This is a genomic window from Mucilaginibacter sp. (assembly GCF_965201005.1).
In the GTDB taxonomy this organism is placed as follows: domain Bacteria; phylum Bacteroidota; class Bacteroidia; order Sphingobacteriales; family Sphingobacteriaceae; genus Mucilaginibacter_A.
This window is the reverse complement of record NZ_OZ241747.1, coordinates 2,262,856-2,285,152: the sequence shown is the minus strand read 5'-3', so window position 1 is coordinate 2,285,152 and position 22,297 is coordinate 2,262,856. Positions and strand designations below refer to the sequence as shown.

At 42.5% G+C, this 22,297-nt stretch carries 23 protein-coding genes; 13 read left to right on the top strand and 10 right to left on the bottom strand.

Annotated elements, in window-relative coordinates; all coding sequences use genetic code 11:
* The first annotated feature begins 217 nt into the window (after positions 1-217).
* The 5 genes from ACOFKR_RS10580 to ACOFKR_RS10560 all read left to right on the top strand — a co-directional run bounded on the left by ACOFKR_RS10580 (position 218) and on the right by ACOFKR_RS10560 (position 2,662).
* Complete coding sequence (locus tag ACOFKR_RS10580; RefSeq protein ID WP_419800770.1) at positions 218-706, top strand: VOC family protein; 489 nt, start codon at positions 218-220, stop codon at positions 704-706.
* Between the two features lie 122 nt (positions 707-828).
* Positions 829-996 (top strand): hypothetical protein, encoded by a 168-nt coding sequence (locus ACOFKR_RS10575; RefSeq protein WP_419800769.1) that lies wholly within the window; start codon positions 829-831, stop codon positions 994-996.
* Positions 977-1,171 (top strand): hypothetical protein, encoded by a 195-nt coding sequence (locus tag ACOFKR_RS10570; protein WP_419800768.1) that lies wholly within the window; start codon positions 977-979, stop codon positions 1,169-1,171. The genes ACOFKR_RS10575 and ACOFKR_RS10570 overlap by 20 nt, the downstream gene beginning before the upstream one ends.
* A 118-nt stretch (positions 1,172-1,289) precedes the next feature.
* Positions 1,290-1,847, top strand: coding sequence for a protein adenylyltransferase Fic (gene fic, locus ACOFKR_RS10565; RefSeq protein WP_419800767.1), 558 nt, complete (start codon positions 1,290-1,292; stop codon positions 1,845-1,847).
* 218 nt (positions 1,848-2,065) lie between these two features.
* Positions 2,066-2,662 (top strand): HD domain-containing protein, encoded by a 597-nt coding sequence (locus ACOFKR_RS10560; protein ID WP_419800766.1) that lies wholly within the window; start codon positions 2,066-2,068, stop codon positions 2,660-2,662.
* A gap of 196 nt (positions 2,663-2,858) precedes the next feature.
* Here ACOFKR_RS10560 and ACOFKR_RS10555 read toward each other — a convergent pair whose 3' ends face one another.
* Entirely contained in the window at positions 2,859-3,029 is a 171-nt protein-coding gene (locus ACOFKR_RS10555) for a hypothetical protein (RefSeq protein ID WP_419800765.1), read from the bottom strand.
* Between the two features lie 49 nt (positions 3,030-3,078).
* Between ACOFKR_RS10555 and ACOFKR_RS10550 the strand changes: the two genes are divergently transcribed.
* Complete coding sequence (locus ACOFKR_RS10550) at positions 3,079-3,333, top strand: hypothetical protein (RefSeq protein ID WP_419800764.1); 255 nt, start codon at positions 3,079-3,081, stop codon at positions 3,331-3,333.
* A gap of 340 nt (positions 3,334-3,673) precedes the next feature.
* Here the strand turns inward: ACOFKR_RS10550 and ACOFKR_RS10545 are convergent, their stop codons facing one another.
* On the bottom strand, positions 3,674-3,820 hold the full coding sequence (locus ACOFKR_RS10545; RefSeq protein ID WP_419800763.1) for a hypothetical protein: 147 nt from the start codon (positions 3,818-3,820) through the stop codon (positions 3,674-3,676).
* A 241-nt stretch (positions 3,821-4,061) separates the two neighbouring features.
* Here ACOFKR_RS10545 and ACOFKR_RS10540 point away from each other — a divergent pair, with 241 nt between their 5' ends.
* The 6 genes from ACOFKR_RS10540 (at position 4,062) to ACOFKR_RS10515 (ending at position 11,322) form a co-directional block, all read left to right on the top strand.
* A complete protein-coding gene (locus ACOFKR_RS10540) occupies positions 4,062-5,225 on the top strand; it encodes an aldose epimerase family protein (protein ID WP_419800762.1) in 1,164 nt (387 codons plus the stop codon).
* Positions 5,226-5,503: 278 nt separating this feature from the next.
* Entirely contained in the window at positions 5,504-6,157 is a 654-nt protein-coding gene (locus tag ACOFKR_RS10535; RefSeq protein ID WP_419800761.1) for a (2Fe-2S)-binding protein, read from the top strand.
* Positions 6,158-6,169: 12 nt separating this feature from the next.
* Positions 6,170-7,153, top strand: a complete 984-nt coding sequence (locus tag ACOFKR_RS10530) for an FAD binding domain-containing protein (protein WP_419800760.1) — start codon at positions 6,170-6,172, stop codon at positions 7,151-7,153.
* Entirely contained in the window at positions 7,150-9,471 is a 2,322-nt protein-coding gene (locus ACOFKR_RS10525) for a xanthine dehydrogenase family protein molybdopterin-binding subunit (RefSeq protein ID WP_419800759.1), read from the top strand. Before ACOFKR_RS10530 ends, ACOFKR_RS10525 begins: the two co-directional genes overlap by 4 nt.
* A gap of 67 nt (positions 9,472-9,538) precedes the next feature.
* A complete protein-coding gene (locus tag ACOFKR_RS10520) occupies positions 9,539-10,690 on the top strand; it encodes an XdhC family protein (protein WP_419800758.1) in 1,152 nt (383 codons plus the stop codon).
* The gene (locus tag ACOFKR_RS10515) at positions 10,687-11,322 is read left to right on the top strand and encodes a nucleotidyltransferase family protein (protein ID WP_419800757.1); all 636 of its coding nucleotides are present in this window, start codon (positions 10,687-10,689) and stop codon (positions 11,320-11,322) included. Before ACOFKR_RS10520 ends, ACOFKR_RS10515 begins: the two co-directional genes overlap by 4 nt.
* Before the next feature lie 7 nt (positions 11,323-11,329).
* Here ACOFKR_RS10515 and ACOFKR_RS10510 read toward each other — a convergent pair whose 3' ends face one another.
* The 6 genes from ACOFKR_RS10510 to ACOFKR_RS10485 all read right to left on the bottom strand — a co-directional run bounded on the left by ACOFKR_RS10510 (position 11,330) and on the right by ACOFKR_RS10485 (position 17,645).
* Complete coding sequence (locus ACOFKR_RS10510) at positions 11,330-11,728, bottom strand: hypothetical protein (RefSeq protein WP_419800756.1); 399 nt, start codon at positions 11,726-11,728, stop codon at positions 11,330-11,332.
* A 69-nt stretch (positions 11,729-11,797) separates the two neighbouring features.
* Positions 11,798-13,537, bottom strand: coding sequence for an alpha-amylase family glycosyl hydrolase (locus ACOFKR_RS10505; RefSeq protein ID WP_419800755.1), 1,740 nt, complete (start codon positions 13,535-13,537; stop codon positions 11,798-11,800).
* 62 nt (positions 13,538-13,599) lie between these two features.
* Entirely contained in the window at positions 13,600-15,912 is a 2,313-nt protein-coding gene (locus ACOFKR_RS10500; protein WP_419800754.1) for a glycoside hydrolase family 65 protein, read from the bottom strand.
* 7 nt (positions 15,913-15,919) lie between these two features.
* Positions 15,920-16,567 carry a beta-phosphoglucomutase gene (pgmB, locus tag ACOFKR_RS10495; RefSeq protein WP_419800753.1) on the bottom strand — a complete coding sequence of 216 codons (648 nt, stop codon included), beginning with the start codon at positions 16,565-16,567 and terminating at the stop codon, positions 15,920-15,922.
* A 104-nt stretch (positions 16,568-16,671) separates the two neighbouring features.
* Positions 16,672-16,992, bottom strand: a complete 321-nt coding sequence (locus tag ACOFKR_RS10490) for a phosphoribosylpyrophosphate synthetase (protein WP_419800752.1) — start codon at positions 16,990-16,992, stop codon at positions 16,672-16,674.
* Between the two features lie 20 nt (positions 16,993-17,012).
* On the bottom strand, positions 17,013-17,645 hold the full coding sequence (locus ACOFKR_RS10485) for a hypothetical protein (protein ID WP_419800751.1): 633 nt from the start codon (positions 17,643-17,645) through the stop codon (positions 17,013-17,015).
* A gap of 245 nt (positions 17,646-17,890) precedes the next feature.
* On the opposite strand from ACOFKR_RS10485, the gene ACOFKR_RS10480 reads away from it, so the two are divergent.
* Entirely contained in the window at positions 17,891-19,192 is a 1,302-nt protein-coding gene (locus ACOFKR_RS10480; RefSeq protein ID WP_419800750.1) for an NAD(P)/FAD-dependent oxidoreductase, read from the top strand.
* 64 nt (positions 19,193-19,256) lie between these two features.
* On the opposite strand, the gene ACOFKR_RS10475 is transcribed toward ACOFKR_RS10480, so the two are convergent.
* Both ACOFKR_RS10475 and ACOFKR_RS10470 read right to left on the bottom strand, forming a co-directional pair.
* Positions 19,257-21,737, bottom strand: a complete 2,481-nt coding sequence (locus tag ACOFKR_RS10475) for a mechanosensitive ion channel family protein (RefSeq protein WP_419800749.1) — start codon at positions 21,735-21,737, stop codon at positions 19,257-19,259.
* A gap of 52 nt (positions 21,738-21,789) precedes the next feature.
* Complete coding sequence (locus ACOFKR_RS10470; protein ID WP_419800748.1) at positions 21,790-22,230, bottom strand: acyl-CoA thioesterase; 441 nt, start codon at positions 22,228-22,230, stop codon at positions 21,790-21,792.
* Positions 22,231-22,297: the final 67 nt, after the last annotated feature.

Here is a 22,297-nt window from a genome sequence, read left to right as displayed (position 1 = left end):
CTGGCCGACGAAATAAACATCAACTTTTGTTTTGTTATCTTGCTTCATTCCCGGTAGACGGAACAATATTTAGCCGATAAAAGAAGCATCGCATTTGATTGTTAATTTAACTTTGGTTGTTGGCTGAAGGGTTTCCAATCCCAGTTCTTTGCCTTGCCTTGAAATGCTGGAGGTAAGCGCAAACTGCCGATCCGCAAATAAAATTGAACTGACAAAGATGGAACAACAAATGAAAAAACCAATCTTGATAGCTTTGACACTTGCGACAACCTTTTTTCTTGGTTTCGCTTTTAAAACAATAACAACCTCAACCAATAAAAATTATAAAATGAAAAAAGTTACAGGGATTGGCGGTGTCTTTTTCAAATGCAAAGACCCAAAAAAAATGACTGAATGGTATCAAAAACACCTTGGGTTAGAAACTAACCCTTATGGGGCAACTTTTGAATGGTATGAAGGTTTTGACAGGACAAAAAAAGGACAAACACAATGGACGCCCTTCCCGGAAACAACAAAATACTTTGAACCTTCGACAAAAGACTTTATGATAAATTACCGGGTTGAAAACCTGGAAGCACTTGTTGAAGAATTAAAAGAGGAAGGGGTAATTATTGTTGACAAAATGGAAACATACGATTACGGAAAGTTTATACATATCCTCGATGCAGAAGGAAACAAAGTTGAGTTGTGGGAAGCAATAGATTAATTTCGGAAAACGGAAACTATAAAAACCAAAACCTAATAACAGGCCGGAACACCTGCAGCAAACACTAATTTGGCCAAAACCGGAGGCGGATCAAATAGCAACTTTTGTTTTACTATTTTGCAATGGCAACAATTGTTAAAGCCGATGTACTTGTTAGTTGGAACTTTAAGCATATTGTAAACCTCGACAAAATAAGAGGTTACAACGGTATCAATTATCAATTAGGGCACAATATGATAGAAATTAGAACACCAAAAGAAATTATCAATTATGAAAATACAAACCCATAACACACAAAAAGACGTGGTTAAAGATCTAAGGAAAATACGTGACCAAATCAGCAACGAAATTAAGGAAATGACCTTTGCAGAGGAACGTGCATATTTGGACAAACTACTTGCTGACAAAGAAAAGTCTGCGCCCAACATGGTATTGCCAAAAGTGGGGCTTGACAATATTTATTAGGCTGACGGAAGTAATTGAACATTTCTAATTCTATTAAACAGTAGTACTAAGATTTATCGCCTTCGGTAATACCTCGCCGTTGTGCGCCATTCTACAACGACAGACATTCAAACTTTAAATGAAAAATATTGATAAGAAAAGCTTAGAGAAAGCTTATAGTTTGTTTGATACTGGTGATATAGAGAAAATAGATATAGGGACAAGCAAAGGATTACAGCAGATACACAAATATTTATTTGACGGACTTTATGATTTTGCCGGAAAGGTCCGTACCCAAAATATCTCAAAAGGCGGTTTCAGATTTGCAACAGCATTGTATTTAAAGGAAATTTTGCAAAAAGTGGAACAAATGCCAGAGAATACTTTCGAAGAAATTATTGAAAAGTATGTGGAAATGAACATAGCTCACCCTTTTATGGAAGGCAACGGCAGGACAATGCGGATTTGGCTGGACATGCTTCTGAAAATGAGAATAAAAAGGTTAGTAAACTGGCAATTTGTAGATAAAACACTTTATTTACAGGCAATGGAACGGAGCCCCATTAACGACCTGGAATTACGGATGTTGCTTGGTGCTAACTTAACAGAAGACATAAACAATCGGGAAATTATTTTTAAGGGTATCGAACAATCCTACTATTATGAAGGATATGAAAAAGAAAATGATGATGAATAAAGTTGATACTTCAATCAAATAGAAGGGCGGCATATAACATTGATTTGGCAAAAAAACGGCTGAAGGGACAGAAATTTAGCTGGTAAAAGAAGCATCAAGATCAATTTTGAATTTTGTGGATAAGATTTAAAAATGCGGGTTCTTGAGGATGCTATTTCCGTTTGTTGTATTTCACATACAACAACCTGGCACAAACAATTCAAATAAGAGTTCATAATATGCAGGAAAACGATTTAATAAAACAAGTAAATTTTATCAAAGAGATCGATAAGGTTAAATATATCCGGCGCAAAACAAAACTGTTCAACAGCGACAGGCACGAGAACGACGCGGAACATAGCTGGCATTTAGCAATGATGACACTTGTTTTGGCAGAACATTCGGACACGCCGATAGATGTACTGAAAGTGCTGAAAATGGTTTTGATACATGATATTGTAGAGATTGATGCAGGCGATACTTTTATTTACGACACCGTAAAAAACCATACCAACACCAATGAAGAACTGGCTGCCGCAAAACGTATTTTCGGGCTTTTGCCGGAAGGACAGGCAGCAGAATTGATTTCCATCTGGGAAGAATTTGAGGCAGGTGTTTCCAATGAAGCAAAATTTGCACGCTCGATGGACAGGTTTGAACCGTTGCTGCAGAACACGTCCAACAACGGCGGGACTTGGAAAGAATTTAACGTGGATTATCAAAAAGTTTACGAAAAGAAGAAAGTGATCAAAAACGGATCAGCTTCGATCTGGAAATATTCGGAAAACCTGATTAATGAAAGTGTAGCGAAAGGGATACTGGCAAAAAAAGGGTGAATGCCGATCAAAAAAAGTACCGTAAAAGAAGCATGTTTTACAAAAGCAAACCTTCGGTTGCCGGTGCTCCGTTCTTTTGTCTTGAAACAAAAGAACCAAAAGGTCAAGCAATTCGGATCGCCTCCGGGCGGCATTCAGGCCAGCGCTCCTGGGTGGTTACCTGTCCGGCGGTCTTGCAAACGGCTCTTTGTAACGGTTATTTATAGCGGTCAATCCTTTTGTCAGATACTTCTTTTACCACCCATTTTTTAGCTTTTGCAGTTATGAAGTTTGCAAAGCCGCAGGACAAGTAACCACCCAGGTGCGGCTGCCCGGCAAAACGCCCGGAGGCGATCGGGTTTGCCTTGATTTTTTGTTTCTTTTTCATCAAGGAAAAAGAAAGAGAAAAGGGAACGCAGTTCCTGATCAAAAACCGTATGGTAAAAGAAGCATGTTTTACAAAAGCAAACCTGCGGTTGCTTGAGCTTTCGTTCTTTTGTCTTGAAACAAAAAGAACCAAAAATTCAAGAATGCCGGATCGCCTCCGGGCGGCATTCAGGCCGACGCTCCTGGGTGGCTACTTTAAAAGTGCCGATCTTGCAAACGGCCTTTCACAGCTGATTTTTATGACGGCTGTTTGTTTTTTATCAGATGCTTCTTTTACCACCTATTTTTTGATTTTGCAGTTATAAAGTTTGCAAGGCCGAAGGACAGATAGCCACCCCGGTGCGGCTGCCCGGCAAAACGCCCGGAGGCGATCGGGTTTGCCTTGATTTTTTGTTTCTTTTTCATCAAGGAAAAAGAAAGAGAAGAGGGTTGAAGACCCGATCAAAAAATGTATCGTAAAAGAAGCATGTTTTACAAAAGCAAACCTGCGGTTGCTGGCTTTACGTTCTTTTGTCTTGAAACAAAAGAACCAAAAATTCAAGAATGCCGGATCGCCTCCGGGCGGCATTCTTCCCCGCGCGCCTGGGTGGCTACCTTAAAAGTGCTGATCTTGCAAACGGCTTTTAGGACGGTTATTAACATTTGCTAAATGCTTCTTTTATCACCCATTTTTTTGGATTTTACAGTTTTGAAATTTGCAAGGCCGCAGGACAGATAGCCACCCAGGTGCGGCTGCCCGGCAAAACGCCCGGAGGCGATCGGGTTTGCCTTGATTTTTTGTTTCTTTTTCATCAAGGAAAAAGAAAGAGAAGAGGGTTGCAGACCCGATCAAATACAAGAAGTATGCTTGATTAATCAAACCTGCAGTCGCTGGCTTTACGTTCTTTTTCATCAAGGAAAAAGAACGAAGAAAAAGTGCTGAAAACCTGATCTAAAAACCCTATGATAAAAGAAGCATCACCCAAAAACCAACAATAAATTTTTCAGTTTAAAAAGAAACAATTATATCCCTATCTTAACCAAAATTTAACCAATGTTCACCTTCAAAAAATGTATCCTGCCCGCGGCGGCATTGCTGCTGTTATGCAGTTGCCAGCAATCATCAACCAAAAACGGACAAAATAAACCTATGGAAACAGCACAAATGCCGAACTCGGACAACTTTAAAGCAACCGTAAACGGCAAGCAGGTACAGCTTTACACCATTAGCAACGGACAAATGAAAGCGGCCATTACCAACAGCGGCGGCCGCTTGGTGAGTTTATTTGTACCGGACAGCAGCGGCAAAATGGTTGACGTGGTTTTGGGCTACAACCACCTGAAAGATTATGAAACGTACACCAAAAACGGTTCTTATTTTGGTGCGCTGATTGGCCGCTACGGCAACCGCATTGCCAAAGGAAAGTTTACACTTGACGGCAAAACGTATTCGCTGCCGATCAACAATGCGCCCAACTCGCTGCACGGCGGCCCGAAAGGTTTTAGCACGCAGGTTTGGGACGTGGTAAAAACTTCTCCAAACAGTATTGAGCTGCATTACCTGTCAAAAGATGGGGAGGAAGGTTATCCCGGAAACCTGAACGTTAACGTAACTTACACCTTGACAAACGATCATGCCTTGCAGATTGCTTATAAAGCCACAACCGATAAGGCTACGGTTTTGAATCTGACCAATCATTCTTATTTTAACCTGAACGGTGACGGCGGAACGGTGAACAACCACAAACTGCAACTGAACGCCAGCAGGTTTACGCCGGTGGATTCAACCCTGATCCCGACGGGAAAACTGGAACCGGTTGCCGGTACGCCGTTTGATTTTACCAAACCGGAAATAATTGGTTCGCGCATTGATGCCAAAAACCAGCAACTGATGTATGGCAAAGGTTACGACCATAATTTTGTGCTCGATACCAAAGTTAAAGGCGAACACCTGGCCGCTACGGTTTGGGGCGATAAAAGCGGCATCGAAATGCAGGTGTACACCGATCAGCCCGGGATACAGTTTTATGGCGGCAATTTTATGGAAGGCGGCGATAAAGGCAAAAGCGGCAGTCCGTACGAAAAACGCACCGCTTTATGTTTAGAAACGCAGCACTTTCCGGATTCGCCGAACCAGCCGCAGTTTCCAACAACCACTTTAAAACCGGGAGAAACCTTTAATTCGGTTACTTCCTACAAATTTGTAATGAACAAATAGCCTGTTTCTGTTTTTCTGCAATAATTAGGGTAGTTTTAGACTGCCCTTTTTTGTGGGTTAATTTAGGGTGATAAAAGAAGCATTTACGATTGAACAAAACCGGATTGTTTGATTATATCAACAACGTTTAACCTTGATGGATATAGATTGACCAGCACGTTGGACCCCAAAAAAGTATCGATAAAAGAAGCATTCTAAATAAGGTTTTTAAGGAACATTTTAACCGGATTTTAATTTAATTAGAATTAATGTTCCAACAGTAAAATTTGATCAAAAAGATGAGCGAGAGAGAAAACGAAAACATAAACTTCCGGGATGATGAAAAAGCTTCGTTATCATCAGGCGGGGCAAGCCGACGCAGTTTTATATCCAAAATTGCCGTTGCCGGTGCAGGTTTATCGCTGGCACCATTGCTTAGTTCTGCCGCCGGGCCAGAATCTGAAAATAGTGTAGTAGCACCTGTTGAAGTTAACAGCGTTACGTTGATGGTCAATGGCCAGAAACGCATGTTAAACCTGGATTCGCGGGTTACTTTACTGGATGCGTTGCGCGAAAAACTGATGCTGACCGGCACAAAAAAAGGTTGCGACCACGGACAGTGCGGTGCCTGCACGGTTTTGCTAAACGGGCGGCGGGTAAACTCTTGCTTAACCTTAGCGGCATTATGCGAAAATGCAGAAATTATAACGGTGGAAGGTTTGGCCAAAGGCGATACGCTGCACCCGATGCAGGAAGCTTTTATCAAACACGATGCCTTTCAATGCGGATACTGCACGCCGGGGCAAATATGTTCGGCGGTGGGTTTGGTAAAAGAAGGCCATGCCAAAACGGATGCCGAAATCAGGGAAAGCATGAGCGGGAACATTTGCCGCTGCGGTGCTTACCAGAACATTTTAAGTGCGATAAAAGAAGTACAACAACTTAACGCTTAACCGACTATATATATGGAACCATTCAAATTAGTCCGGGCGCAAAATAATGCTTCGGCCATTGCCGCGGCTTCCCCGAAGGAAACCAAATTTATTGCCGGCGGAACCAACATCATCGATCTGATGAAACTGTATGTTGAAAATCCGAAGCAATTGGTTGATATTAATTCCCTCAGCCTTAATCAAATAGAAACCCAAAAAGATGGCAGCGTTAAAATAGGCGCGCTGGTAAAAAACAGCGATCTGGCCTATCATCCGGTCATCAAACAAAAATATCCGTTCTTGTCTGAAGCTTTGCTTTCGGGTGCTTCGGCACAGTTGCGCAACATGGCTTCGGTTGGCGGAAACCTGTTGCAGCGCACGCGTTGTTATTACTTTTACGATACGGCTTTTCCGTGCAATAAAAGGGAGCCCGGCTCTGGCTGTCCGGCCATTTCCGGCTACAACCGGATGCACGCTATTTTGGGAACGAGTGACCAGTGTATCGCTACAAGCCCTTCGGATATGTGTGTGCCGATGGCTGCCCTGGGTGCGATGATCCAGGTGGAAGGGGCAAAGGGTTCGCGCACAATCCCGTTTGCGGATTTTCATCGTTTGCCCGGAGAAACGCCACAAATCGATACCAATTTAAAACAGGGCGAACTGATTACGGCCGTAATTTTACCAAACCTGCCTTTTGCTGCAAAATCTCATTATTTAAAAGTCAGAGACCGTGCTTCGTATGAGTTTGCCTTAACTTCTGCAGCCGTGGCACTGGATATCTCCAACGGAAAAATCAATCATTCTCGTGTGGCTTTAGGCGGAGTTGGGACCAAACCCTGGCGGTCTGCAGCAGCAGAACAAGTGCTGAACGGTGCATCCGCAAATGCACAAACTTACCGAGCAGCTGCAGAAGCGGCATTGGCAGGCGCAAAAACACATCAATATAATGCTTTTAAAGTAGAGTTGGCCAAACGTACGATTGTGCGCGCTTTGGAAACCGTAGGAGGAATGGTATGAACGAGATTGTAGGGAAACCGATAAACCGTGTTGACGGCAAGCTGAAAGTAACCGGTGGCGCTACTTATTCAGCAGAGTTTAATGTTAAAAATATGGTTCATGGTGTGGCTGTTTTAAGCACTGTGAGTAAAGGAAGAATCAAAAATTTTAATACGGCAACTGCGGAAAAAGTTCCGGGCGTTATCGGAATTTTAACCTATAAAAACAGTATGCAGCTGCATTCGCCTTCAAGTTCTGACCCGGGTGGCGGCCGATATGCAGAAAAAGATTTGCTGCCGCTGCAAAACGACCGGGTTTATTATAACGGACAAATGATTGCCGTGGTAATGGCCGAAACTTTGGAACAGGCAGAACATGCTTCCCACCTGGTAAAAGTGGAATATATGCCTGAAGAACCGGTTATTAATCTGGAGAAAAACATCGGCAAAGCTTACAAACCGGACAAAGCCCCAACTGGTGCTGAAACGCAGGTAAGCCGAGGCAATGCAGAAGATGCCTTAAAATCAGCATCTTTAAAAATTGAGCAAAGCTATACTACGCCGGTTTATCATCACAATGCGATGGAACCGCACGCTACAATTGCGCTTTGGCAGGGCGATACGGTGCTGTTTTATGATGCCACACAATCTGTAGCCGGTACAAAAACTTTAATGTCGGCCATGCTGGGTGTGCCTAAAGATAAAGTCCGGGTAATTTCGTATTACATTGGCGGCGGTTTTGGTTCAAAAGGGTTTTCCTGGCCAAATACCGTTGTATCGGCGATGTGTGCCAAGCTGGTCAACCGGCCGGTAAAGTTAGTTTTAAGCAGACAACAGCTGTTTACCACAGCAGGTCGGCGTTCGCAGACTATCCAAAAAATTGGTTTGGGGTCAGATCAAAGCGGAAAACTATCTGCGATCAAGCATGAAACAACAGCAGAAACTTCTTTTGTAGATGAATTTGTGGAAACGGCCGGCGTGGCAACTCCCATGATTTACAGCAGCCCGAACGTAGATGTGAGCCATAGCTTAGTCCGACTGAACAAAGGTACACCTTGCCCCATGCGTGCACCTGGCGAAGCACCCGGAACTTATGCTTTAGAAGTAGCGATGGACGAACTGGCTTATCAATCCGGCATTGATCCAATCCAGCTTCGTTTAATAAATTATGCGGATCAGGACGAACAGAAGCACAAGGAATTTTCTTCTAAAAACCTGAAAGAATGCTACCGGAAAGGTGCGGAGATGATTGGCTGGAGTAACCGTAACCCCAAGCCAGGCTCCATGAAGGAAGGTAAAATGCTGGTCGGTTTTGGTATGGCAACGGCAACTTATCCGGCAAACAGAAGTGCATCTTCTGCCAAAGCGGTTTTGTTTGCCGATGGCCATGTGGAGGTAATGTGTGCCACACAGGATATTGGCACCGGAACTTATACCATCATGACGCAGGCCGCAGCAGATGCATTTGGTTTGCCGGTAGATAAGATCAAGATGAAACTGGGCGACAGTGAATATCCGAAAGGTGCAAATTCGGGCGGTTCGCAAGTTACGGCAAGTGTTGGTCCGGCTATTCGTGCAGCATCTCTGGGCACTGTAAATAAAGTGGTAAAAATGGTTATTGCTGATGTTAAATCCCCTTTACATGGTTTAAAAGAAGAAGAGGTGATTGCTCAAAACGGCGGTATCTATTCTAAAGTAAAACCAAGTGTTGGCGAGCTTTATACGGATATTTTAAAACGTCAGGGTATGCAGGATGTGCGTGCTTCGGCAATCACAAAAGTTTCAACACGCCAATCTACAGAATCAAACCCGGCTGCAGCAGGTAGTGCGGAAGCAGAGATCGAGAACGAAAGTAAAACAAATGAAGCTGTTCAGGCAGATGAAAAAACAGACCGTAAACCTTATGTTTTCCATTCTTTCGGGGCGCATTTTGTCAAGGTTTTGGTTGATCCTGATCTCGGAACTGTGCATGTAGAAAAGGCCGTAGGCGTGATGGATATTGGTACAGTAATGAACTTGAAAACCGCAAAAAACCAGATTATGGGCGGTATGGTTTTTGGTATCGGTATGGCTTTGATGGAAGAAACGCAATATGATCCGAAACTTGGCCGGCCGGTTACTCGGGATTTATCTAACTATCTCGTTCCTGTAAATGCAGATATGCCGGAGTTTGAAATAGCGTTTATAAACAAACCGGATACAATTATTTCGCCGATTGGTGCTCGCGGGATTGGGGAAATCGGTATTACCGGTATTACGGCTGCCGTTGCCAATGCCATTTATCATGCAACCGGCAAACGTGTCCGGCAATTGCCTATTACGCCAGACAAGCTAATTTAGATTTATCCTCATGCATTCTCCGGTAATCAGGAGAATGCTTTTTTTATCACCTGTTTTTAGTTACATCATGTCCGAACTGCAACGCTTGTTATCCGCTTACGACTGGCAGCGAAACACAGGTAACGCCTGTGCTTTGGCCACAGTTACCGAGGTAAAAGGATCGTCCTACCGGCGGCCGGGCGCACGTATGCTGGTTACGGATGACGGGCTTTTAACAGGCAGCATCAGTGGTGGCTGTTTGGAGGGCGATGCCTTGCGCCGGGCCAGAAAGGTGATGCTGACCGGCCAGAGCGAGACCATTGTTTACGATAGCACGGACATTGAAGAAGATTTACAGCACGGCGCGCAGTTAGGCTGCGAAGGCACGATCCATATTCTGCTGGAAAAAGTTGATTATACCGATCAAAATAATCCGGTTGAACTGCTGCGGAAAACTTTCCGGCAGGATAATCCTGTTGTGCTGATCACAATTTTAGGTGCTAAAAACAGCATCGGTCATTTAGCGGGGAAAAAAGTTTTGATTGTCAACAGCAATCAGCAGGAAATCAATTTTACCAATCATGTTTCTGTGGATGCTTTGATTTTAAAGGATGCTTTGCGGGCTTTGGCAAACAATCAGTCCATCACCCAAAATTATCAGATCGGTGAAGAAAACGCCAGGATTTTTCTGGAAGTTATTTTGCCTGCGCCGCAACTCACAATTTACGGTGCCGGAAACGATGCGCAGCCTTTGTTGCGTTTGGCGATAAGTTTGGGCTGGCGGGTGCATGTGGTTGACGGCCGTATTCCACAGGCAACATCTCAGCGTTTTCCTGAGGCAGAAACGGTACAGGTTGTTAAGTTAGATGATCTGCAAAAGCAACAGTTTTACCATGGTTATGCGGTTTTAATGAGCCATAATTATCATTATGATTTCGCGGTTTTGCAGCAATTGATCACCTTGGAAAAGGTAAATTATATCGGTATTTTAGGTCCGAAAAAGAAAACCGACCGATTGCTGAACGATTTGCAAAAAACAGGTTTCATGCTGACTGAAACAGAAAGCGAACGTTTGCACGGACCGGTTGGCTTAAACATTGGTGCCGAAACTGCCGAAGAAATTGCCGTGGCTATTATGGCTGAACTGCTGGCCGTGCGGCATCAAACCAAAGCCGGTTTTTTGCGCGAACTGAACGGCCCGATCCATAACCGTAATTTTATTGCTTCGACCGAACTTTGATCAACCTAAACTCAGCCCAAAACACTGCCACAATTATCCTGGCCGCGGGTTCATCTTCCCGTTTAGGAAAACCCAAGCAACTGCTTCACTATCAGCATGAATCGCTCATAAAAAGGGTGGTAAAAACAGCATTACAAATTGCTTCGGAAAATATATTTGTGGTGACCGGTTTTCTGCATCAGGAACTGGTTGAAGAATTGAGTGGTTTCCCGGTAAATTTTGTACATAATCCAAACTGGGCAGCAGGAATGGGAACTTCCATCAAAACCGGGATCAAGGCTGTGCAGCAATCCAAAAACGCTGACCGGTTTGATGCTGTTTTGTTTTTATTGTCCGATCAGCCGTTGATTACCGCAGAACATTTAAACCGATTGACTGACCAATTTTATGCCGATAAAAACAGTATGATCTCAGCTACCACTTATGCCGGAACGCAAGGTGTGCCTGCCGTTTTTGACAGAAGTTTGTTCCCGGTTTTAGAACAGCTTTCCGGGAAAGGCGGTGCAGGTTTTCTGTTTAAAAAATATCGGGAAAATTTAATTTCAGTTCCGTTTGAAAATGCGGCAGTTGACATCGATACCGAACAGGATTATCTGGATTTGATCAAACCTGAAAAAGATTCGCCTAAATAAACTTGTTTTACCTGATTAGTCCTTGCAGGGCCGGATCACTATTTGTAACCGATAAAACGCTATCCACCACAAAATTACTTACTCCGCGCCAGGGCAACGTGCCAATGTATTCTTTGTAATGCAGCTGTACGGTTTTACCGCTGTTTGTTTCAAGCTGATTAAAAACATGAGGATCCGTAACCGAAAACATAAACTCGTTGGAAGAGATAGAACCTGCTGCACCAGAGCGGATTCCGGTTTGAATCATCCGGCCTTCGTTGGTTTTGAAAACATAGCCTTTTTTAACAATGTAATTCAGTTCTCCGGCTTTTACACCTTCGCCAAAAACAAAAAAATAGCGGTAATACAGCAAGCCTGCCGCTACCAAAATCAAAATTAGTGCAATTAAGGTTACATTTCTTTTCATAAGTTTTTTGTGTTGATGAAATTATACCGGTAAAAGAAGCATCGTTAAATATAAGGATTTAAGCAGTTTTTAAAAACTCAATATCACACCACTGCCGGCCGGTAAATTTACGATTAAGCCTTGCTGCACGTTGTTGGAAGAAAATTTATGACCGCTCAGCAAGCCGGTAAACGTATGATGATCCGTATTTAACAAGCCAAACTGTTTCAGCAAATCATCCGGGAACTTCACTTGTAAATTAACCTCAAACCTGTTAAAGTTGCTGATAATCAATAATCTATCCTGATCGGTATATCTTAAAAATGGATAAACTTTACTGTTAAATCCCCGGTCATTTTCGTTCAGGTAAAGCAAATCATAAAAAGCACCGGTTTGTATAGCTGCATGATTGGCACTGATTTCTAATAGTTTAGTATAAAAACCGCGCAAATCCTGCTGACTTTCAGAAAGTTTTGCACCGTCCATTTTTCCGCCGTTCAGCCATTTTTGAAACTCGGGCATGGCGCAATAATCAAAGATAGAAGTGCGGCCATCGCTGGATGAAAAACCGGTAGTGCCTTCTGCCGGTTCGCCAACTTCCTGTCCGCTGTAGATCATAACTGGTCCGGAAGATAAAGTAGCCGTCAAAATCATGGCCGGAACAGCCAGCCAGGCATCACCTGCAAAGCTGTTGGAAGCAATCCGCACTTCGTCATGGTTTTCCATAAACCGCAGCAGGTGTTGCGTAATCCCGTTTTGCTGGTGCTGCCATTGGTCGCGTATTTCGTAAACGCTGGCTTCGTATTCGTTGCAGGTCAGCTTTTTCAACGTATCGTACAAACCCACTTTATCGTATAAATAATCAAAACCGCCATCAAAAATATACTGGCGGTAAACATCCGGGTTATAAGCTTCTGCAATAAAAATTATTTTTGGAAATGCTTCTTTTACCTGCTTAATTATCCAGCCCCAAAATTCAACCGGCACCATTTCCACCATATCGCAACGGAAACCATCCGCACCTTTTCCGGCCCAAAACAATAAAATATCGCGTAGTTTCAGCCAAAGCGGCGGGATTGGGTCGAAATGAGTTTGATGTCCGTTCTGATAATCTACGCCATAATTCAGCTTAATGGTTTCGTACCAATCGTTGATGGAAGGTGCTTCCGAAAACACATCATTGCCGGTTGCTTTGGCCGGAGATTCATTGAACATGCCATCTTTAAGCGGACTTTGAAACTCATCGCCGCCAGGGTTTACATCACCAGGAACCAAAAAATCTTTTCCCGGCAGATAATAAAAATCGTTTTGCGGAGAAAATGCTTTGCTGTCATCGTCATCTTCGCCAATATCTTTCACACCGGCTGGTTTTGCGTCGGACTGATAAGTTCTGGCCACATGATTTGGCACAAAATCAATGATTGCTTTCAATCCGTTTTCATGTGTCCTTCGGATCAAATCCTCAAACTCCGGCATCCGGTTTTGTACATCAATGGCCAGGTCCGGGTCAACATCATAATAATCTTTGATGGCATACGGCGAACCGGCGCGGCCTTTTACTACATCCGGGTCATCGGTTTTAATGTTGTAATATGCATAATCCGTCATGGTGGCATGTTGAATCACGCCTGTAAACCACACATGCGAAAAATTCATTTTCCTGATTTCCTGCAATGCAGCATCATTAATATCATTGAACTTGCCGCAGCCGTTTTCCTCGATCGAACCATAATATTTATTGGTTGGATTTTGGTTGCCGAACAAACGGACAAGTAACTGATAAATAATAATTTTGCTGTTGCTTTGATTTTGATGTGATGCCGTGTTCATGATAAATGCGATTTAATGACGCTGTTTTTATCACCCTAAAAACAGTATCAGTTTTTAAAATTTTAAGATTTGCTAACCGTGATTTCTTGTTTTCCGGGCACTTCATGTTCCTGATCGTAAACGGAAACCTGCAATCCCTGATTAGATTTATTCCTGATCTGTACCTGATCAGAACTCACTTTCACTTCCAGCAAAATATTCCTGAAATTAATATGGAACGAAAAGCTTGTCCATTTTTCAGGTAAAAAAGGGGTAAAGCTGAGCAAATTATTTTTTACCCGCATCCCGCCAAAACCCTCAACTACAGCCATCCACGTCCCGGCCATGGAAGTGATGTGGCAGCCGTCTTCCGTATCATTGTTGTAATTATCCAAATCCAGGCGTGCTGTCCGCAAATAAAACTCATAAGCGCGTTGCTGATCGCCCAGTTTTGCGGCCAAAATTGCGTGTACACAAGGCGAAAGTGATGATTCGTGCACCGTCCGCGCTTCGTAAAAATCAAAATTACGGCGGATGGTTTCGAGGTCATACCGTTCCTGAAAAAAATAAATGCCCTGCAGCACATCGGCCTGCTTGATGAAGCAGGAGCGGAGGATGCGGTCCCAACTCCATTTCTGGTTGATCGGCCGATCGGTAGCCGGCAAATCTTTCACCAAAATCTGTTCTTTGTCAAGGTAATTGTCCTGCTGCATAAAAACCTGGTGCGTTTCATCATAAGGAAAATACATTTCATCCGCAATTTTATTGAAATTCGATGCTTCTTTTACCGAATCAAATTTTACTTTTTGCAGGATTTTTTCCAATTGCTGCGGATCGTTTTTGCGGACAATCTCCACCGCTTCCAATGCATATTTCAAACACCAGGCCGCAATCGTGTTGGTGTACCAGTTGTTGTTGATGTTGTTTTCGTACTCGTTAGGGCCGGTTACGCCCAGCATCACAAACTTTTGCCGCGCTTCAGACCAGTTGACGCGCTGCGCCCAGAAACGCGCGATGCCGATCAAAACCTCCAAACCGTGCGTGGCCAGATAACTTTCATCGCCGGTGTAATCTATATAGTTAGAAACAGCATACGCAATGGCACCGTTCCGATGGATTTCCTCAAACGTAATTTCCCATTCGTTGTGGCATTCCTCACCGTTCATTGTCACCATCGGGTACAAAGCCGCACCGTTTTTAAAACCCAGCTTTTCGGCGTTTTCAATCGCTTTCTGCAACTGATCGTAGCGGTAAATCAGCAGGTTCCGGGCAACATCCTGCCCAGCCGTAGCCAAATAAAACGGAATACAATAAGCCTCTGTGTCCCAATACGTTGAGCCACCATATTTTTCACCGGTAAAACCTTTCGGGCCGATATTCAAACGTTTATCGGCACCGGTATAAGTTTGTTCTAATTGGAAAATATTGAAACGAATGGCCTGCTGCGCTTCCGCATCACCTTCAATCCTGATGTCGTTCATCTGCCATTTTTCTGCCCAGGCCTCAGCTTGCTCTTTCAGCATTTGCACAAAACCTTTCCGGCTGACACGATCCAGGGTTTCTTTGGTTTTGTTTTGCAGTTCTTCCTTCGGATAATTGAGCGAAGAAAGATTGGCCGCATATTTATAAAGCGTAATGGTTTGTGCTTCTTTTACCAGTGTTTTTTGGGTGAGGCCGGTAAACTTTTCACGCTCGGTTTGGCTTGGGTTTAAGCTGATTGGTTTATCATCAACAGAAACGGAAAACTCCATCCCGGTACAAACCACAAAATCCGTTTTCTTGGTTTTCATCTCCACAAAGCTGCCGTTTGTGTAAAAACCTTTTCCGGTTTCGTCCCAAAATTTTTCATCGTAGTTAGCATCCTGGTTTTTTACATCACCGTTGATAAAGGGCATCAGGCTGATCTCCGCAGAAAAATCAAGCGGTGTTAAACTGTATTTTACGGCCCCGCATTCATCATCGGCCATACTGCAAAAGCGCGTTGCTTCTACTTTTACTTTTTTGCCGGAAGCTGTTTTAGCTTGAAATGTTCGTTGCAGATAACCTTTTTGCATGTTCAGTTCCCTGCGGAAATCAGAAACTTCGCACTTGGCCAGGTCTAAAATTTCATCATCGATTTTAATTTCGATCCCGGCCCATTCTGCTGCGTTTAAAACTTTGGCAAAATATTCCGGATAACCGTTTTTCCACCAGCCCACGCGGGTTTTATCCGGATAATAAACGCCGGCCACATAATTTCCCAAAAGGGATTTGCCCGAATAAGTTTCCTCAAAATTGGCACGCTGACCCATACGGCCATTTCCCAGACTGAAAATACTTTCGGAAATTTCATGGTTTTCAGCATCAAAACCTTCTTCCACAATTTTCCATTCATCTACCTGCAAATATTTTTTCATGCTGTTTTTATAAGGTATTTAATTTGTCGAGGTTCATTTTATCCAAACCGGAAACCACCAGGTTGGCCTTGGTCAATATCGCCGGAGAACCGATCCCGACTACTTTCATGCCGCCGGCCAAAGCAGCTTCCACACCGGCAATGGCATCTTCAAAAACCACACAATCAGCAGGTTGTGTATTTACGGCTTCGGCACCTTTTAAAAATACTTCCGGATCGGGCTTGGCTTTTGATACGTGGTTGCCATCAATAATAGCATCAAAGTAATGCGTTAAACCAGTTTTTTCTAAAATAATCCCTGAATTTTTACTGGCCGAACCTAATGCTGTTTTTATGCCTGCTTTTCTTACCAAATCTAAAAATTCGCGCGCACCGGGCAGCACTTCTTCCGGTTTCATTTTATTGATCATTTCGGTGTACCAATCGTTTTTGCGTGCGGCAAGTGCTTCTTTTTCCGCAGCAGTTTTGGTTACGTTGCCAATTTCCAGGATGATATCCAGCGAGCGCATCCGGCTCACGCCTTTTAGCCGTTCATTATCGTGCTCGGTAAAGTTGATGCCCAGCTCATCGGCCAAACGTTTCCAGGATTTAAAGTGATATACGGCTGTATCTACAATTACGCCGTCGAGGTCAAATAGGCAGGCTTTAATGTTCATGCTGTTTTTATGGGGATAAAAATGGGAAAATACCCTGTTATAAAAAAACCCGGGTACTTCGCCTGTATTTGCGCCGCACCCGGGTTTTTGTAAATATAGTTGGTTTATAGGTTTTTATTGACCTGATTGTGGTTAAGTTTGGCATCGATGGCCGCGTTTTGGTTGCTGGAATAAGTACCATAAGCACTCACCAGCGTTCCTTTTAAATTATACTTTTCTGAAGAAATACCATATAAAATCGACATATCTGCCGGGTTACTTTCGCCTTCAAAACGATAAAATTCATCGATTTCAAACTCATCGACCGTCATTTTGATATTTTTTTCGCGGTCTTGCATCATATCCTCGTCCACGTTAAAGTCTTCTGTATAACCTCTTGATATTAAATCATTTAAGGCATCCAATAGTGTTTCAAAATTTTTCATGATCTTAATTTTTAGTTTGGTTATAACAACAAACTGTTGTCACTGATTTCGCCGCGGCCGGATTTAAAATGAAAATCAACTTCCTTGTCAATGGCATCTTTTAAAGCCTCTTTTTTAGATTCGATAAAGTTCTCGTTCGCTTCCTGGTTTTTTTCGATCATATCCAAAATCCTGTTTTTCTCGGCTTTGATCACATCCGCAGATTGATCAACAGGTGTGATGGAATAAACAGTCAGCGAGAAGTAATCGCTGTGGTCTGTCAGATATATTTCTTCTTTGGGATAGATTGTGGTGTATTTTAAAGCATCGATTTTGCCGGAATACGGCACGGTATAAATGGCATAATATAAAGTGATGTAATCGCTGCCGTGCGTGCTGTGCAAATCACGGTTCAAAACTTCGCCGGCAACGGTTTTATCAAAATTAAATTCCTGATTCTGTACGCTGATGTCGGAAGATTTAATGTCAAAATCGCCCAAATCAAAACCTTTATAAAGATCGTCGAAAATATCTTTTTTGATTTTGGTCAGTTTGCCGTCATCCAGACTATTGGAAAGTTTTAAAGCTTTGATCATATCCGGAAGCTGGAAAATGACTTTTTTGTATTTTTCTTCCAAACGATGTTCAAAAAGGGTGAATTTTGGTATGCTCATTATTTTAAATTTAAACTGAGTACATAAAAACGATGATTAGGCTTTAACCTATTTGAGATTATTATGTTTGAACCTAAATTTTAATTTCTTTGTATTGAATAAATTACGGGTTAAGCATTTCAAATTAATATATTACAAACATCTGGCTTATCTATAAGTTTACAAACAGAATTACAGCAATAAAAACAGGTTGTAAAAGAAGCATTGCGGCAACAACAAATATAAAGCTGCAAAATATAATACTTATGCGTTTAAACGAAATTACAAAACATCCGAGAATAGTAATTGTGGGCGGTGGCTTTGGCGGATTAAAACTGGCCAAAGCATTAAAAAAGTTTGATGGCGAAGTGCTGCTGATCGACAGGCACAATTATCATATTTTTCAGCCGCTGCTTTATCAGGTTGCAACCGGTAGCTTGCAGGCAGAATCAATTGTTTTTCCGCTGCGTAAAATCTTTCATAATCAGGCTAATGTAACTTTTGTTTATACCAATGTTACCGAAATTAATTCGGCAAGCAATACCATCAGCACTACGGATGGCGACATCAGTTATGATTATTTAGTGCTGGCAACCGGTTCCGACACTAATTTTTTCGGCAATAAAGAAATTGAGCATTATGCCATGCCGATGAAAAACGTAACCGAAGCACTGAACATCCGCAGCATGATTTTGCAAAACCTGGAAGTTGCCTTTTTAGAAAAAGACCTGGAAAAAAAGCAAGCCTTGTTAAATTTTGTGATCGTGGGCGGCGGCCCGACAGGTGTAGAACTTTCCGGTGCGATTGCCGAATTTAAGAACCACGTACTGCACAAAGATTATCCGGAGCAGAAAGATGCCAACATGAAAGTGTATCTTGTAGAAGGAAAAAAGGAGTTGTTGGCGGCCATGTCAACCGAAGCTTCTGTTAATGCCAAACAGAATCTGCTGGACATGGGCGTGGAAATTTACAACGATGTGCATGTAAAAAGTTACGATGGCGAACTGTTGATGATTGACAACGGCACCAATATCCACACCAAAAACGTAATTTGGGCCGCCGGTGTTATGGGGAAAGTGCCTGCGGGCTTTTCGGCCGGGGCACTTACAAAAAGCAACCGTGTGCAGGTAGATCACACCAATAAAGTGCATGACCACCGGAATGTTTACGTTATTGGTGATGCTGCCGCCATGATTTCGCTGGAGTATCCGCAGGGGCATCCCGGCGTTGCACCCGTTGCCATACAGCAGGGGCAGCATCTGGCAAAAAACTTAATGAGGTTAACAAAAAACGAAGCTGCCAAACCCTTTGTTTACAAAGATAAAGGCACGCTGGCAACCATCGGCAGAAACAAGGCTGTGGCAGATTTGGGCAAAATCCATTTAAAAGGTTTTATTGCCTGGGTAATCTGGATATTTGTGCACCTGATGTCGCTGGTTGGATTTACAAACCGTTTGATCATATTTTTAAGCTGGGCATCAAGTTATATAACTTATAATGGGGCCAACAGGTTAATCATCAGGCGTTTTAACACCAAAGAAATGAAAGTTGAGTCGGAGGCCGACTAATTTTATCCGGTAAAAAGAAGCATCGCCATAAATAAAAATTTTATAACAATGCTTCTTTTACCACCTATTTTTCGGGTTTTCCTTCGGGATAATACAAGTGTACATCGCGCTGCGGAAATGGGATTTCAATTTTTTCAAGGTAAAAAGTTTCATAGATATCACTCATCAAACGGCTTTTTAGTTCCAGCCATTTGGTCAGATCTTCTACCCAAAACAAAATCCTGAAATCCACTGAATTGTCGCTAAAATTATGGATTAGCACCATCGGTGCCGGTGTTTTCATTATGTATTCGCGGTCCATCACTAAATGATAAAGCAGTTTGCGCACTTTATCCAGTTCAGAACCGTAAGCTACGCCCACAATTAGTTCTACACGGCGGTTATTGTTGCTTAAAGTCCAGTTGATTAAGTGCTGAGAAAGCAGATCGCCGTTCGGGATGATGATCTCGGAACCATCCGCGGTGGCGATTTTGCTGGCGCGGATGCCCATTTCCCTGATCGCCCCTGAATGGCCGCCAACTTCAATAATATCACCAATCTGAACCGGTTTTTCAAAGGCCAATATCACCCCGGAAACCAAATTGTTGACGATGGTTTGCAAGCCAAAACCGATGCCGACACTCAGTGCGCCGATGATAATATTTATTTTTTCTATCGGAACGCTGGAAGCTATAATGGCCAGCAAAAAACCAGAACCAAAAATGCTGAGTTTTACCAGCAAAATAGAAGAACTGAGCTTGTTTTTTCGGGTGGCAGAAACAGCATGTTGATCGGCAAATTCAAAAAAGTAAGTGATGGTTTTGGACAATGCCGAGGCAATCCAGATAATAATGATGAACAAAAGTACATTGCCAAAAGTGAATTTTGTATCGCCGATGGTATGTTCCTGGCTTAACAAACCGGTAGATAAATCAACCAGGAAATCAATGATGTTAAAGTTTTGCGCAACCCAGATCAGCCAGAAAATAACGGCAACTACGTTCAACACGTTTTGCATCCGTGTTTTTAAAGTTGCATAATCAAAGTAAGATGGCGTTTCGTCAGAAGTTTTCCCGCTTTCTAACTGTAAAAAGATAGCTTCCATCACAATCCGCACAAAAACGTATAAACTAACGGTTTCCCACAAACCGGACAAAGCCGTGTAACCCAGCATTTTGGCAATGCTAAACCTGCCCGCAAAATTCAGCAATAAAGAAATCAATTGCATGGCCATAAAAACGCGCAGCAACAAAAAGTATGCGCCAGGAAGAACCAGTCCGCTTTTTTTAAGGGATTTCATGAAAGAAAAACCGATTATCAGGCACGAAACACTTAATATAGAAACCGTGATCCTGTCTGCATAACTTACTTTGATAAACAAATTGCTTACATCGTAAACCGAAGTCAACACAATAACCGGCAGCCAGTATTGGTATAGGTTTTTCGGCCAGAAGGTTTTAATTAAGATGCCCGTACAAACCAGCATCACAAACATGATGATCTCTACAAAAATAGCAGGCGGATGATCATAAAAAAACAGCGTAATGATGCTTGCCACCAGTAAGGAAGATATAAAAGGATGAGCCGGGACAAAATCAGCTTTTTTTAATATTATCCCGGATTCTGTATTACTCTCCCTGATTTTTTTCAGACTTCTGTAAACCCAATAAAAAAATGCCGCTAAAAACAGTATGCCGGAAAGATGAATAGTCCAGTTGCTGATGATAAAATAGCTAAGCAAACGATGGTTCATCGCTACCGTTGCAGCCCAGGCAACGGCAAATGAATTTGGATAATCTGCAGGTTTTGCCTGCCAGATGTAAGGATATTCTTTGCTGATGGAACGTTCTGCAAACTTGTTCAGGATATCGTTGATCTGGTTTTTGTAATCATTAACACGAATATAATTTTGCACAACCCGGTTTTGCAGCAAACCCAGGTTTAGCAATTTAGTCCGGTTGATGGATTCGAGCTTTGCAAATTTGCTGTTTAAATTACTTAGCTGTTGCAGATACTGTTTTTGCAGGATACTTTCCGAGGGGATAAAATTAAGCGTCGGGTCCCGCTTAAATTCTGAAATCCGAGCCTGCGTTTTTACCAATCTGGCATTGCGCTGCGAAAGTTTGTCCTGCCAATCTTCCAAACGGTCTTCAATACGGGTTAAAATATCGCGAACTGCATACAGGTAGCGCAGCGTGCTTGATTTATCGTTGTTGTTTACCGTTTCGCGCACAATCCTGATGCCGCGTTCCATCCTCGGCAAGCCATCGCTAATGGTGTTGGTGTCAATCCCTTTTGACAAAACACCATTGATTTGATTATAGGAAGCGGTATAATATTCAATCTTATCTAAAAGACTGTTGATGGAAGTATCAGATTTTTTTGCCCGGTGCAGCAAGGAATCCTGATAATTCAAGGCCATTTTCAGCGAATCATTTTCGGCAGTAACCTTCTTTTTGTTTTGTGCCGAGGCAAATCCCGAAACAAAAAAAGTAAAGCCGATCAGCCATAAAACACAGCGATAGGCTTTACCTTTTTTATGGGCATAAAAACAGTATGTCATCATAAGTTCGTACAGAAAGAATTATCATTCCCGTACAAATGTAGCAGAAGATGATTTAGCCGCGGGGTTTAAACCCTTCAAAACCCATCATCTTTTTTTGTTCTACTTCCGGGATCGGGATTGATTTATACGCTTTGTAATCATAATGGATACAAACCGTTTGGCCGGTGGTACAGATTACTTCATGTCCGTTTTCTTCTATTTTGGTGATGATGTAATCAATATCAAAACTGCTGTTGCCAATGCGCGAGGTGCGGACGTAGCAAAAAATCTGATCATAAAGTTTTAAAGGTTTCAGGTAATTTATTTCTGATCGGCCTAAAATAATATTGGTTTCTTTCCAATCCCATTCAATAATCTGTTTCCAATAGTTGGTACGGGCAATTTCAAAATAAGTAAGATAAACGGCATTGTTCACATGTCCAAAGCCGTCCAGATCCGAAAAACGGATGTAAATCGGCGTTTTAAATTTGTAATTTGATGGAATTTCGTTCATTTTAAGTCAATATGTCTTATTAAAAATATAATTGGTGACAGTTTGTCGGTAAAAAATAGTTTTTATG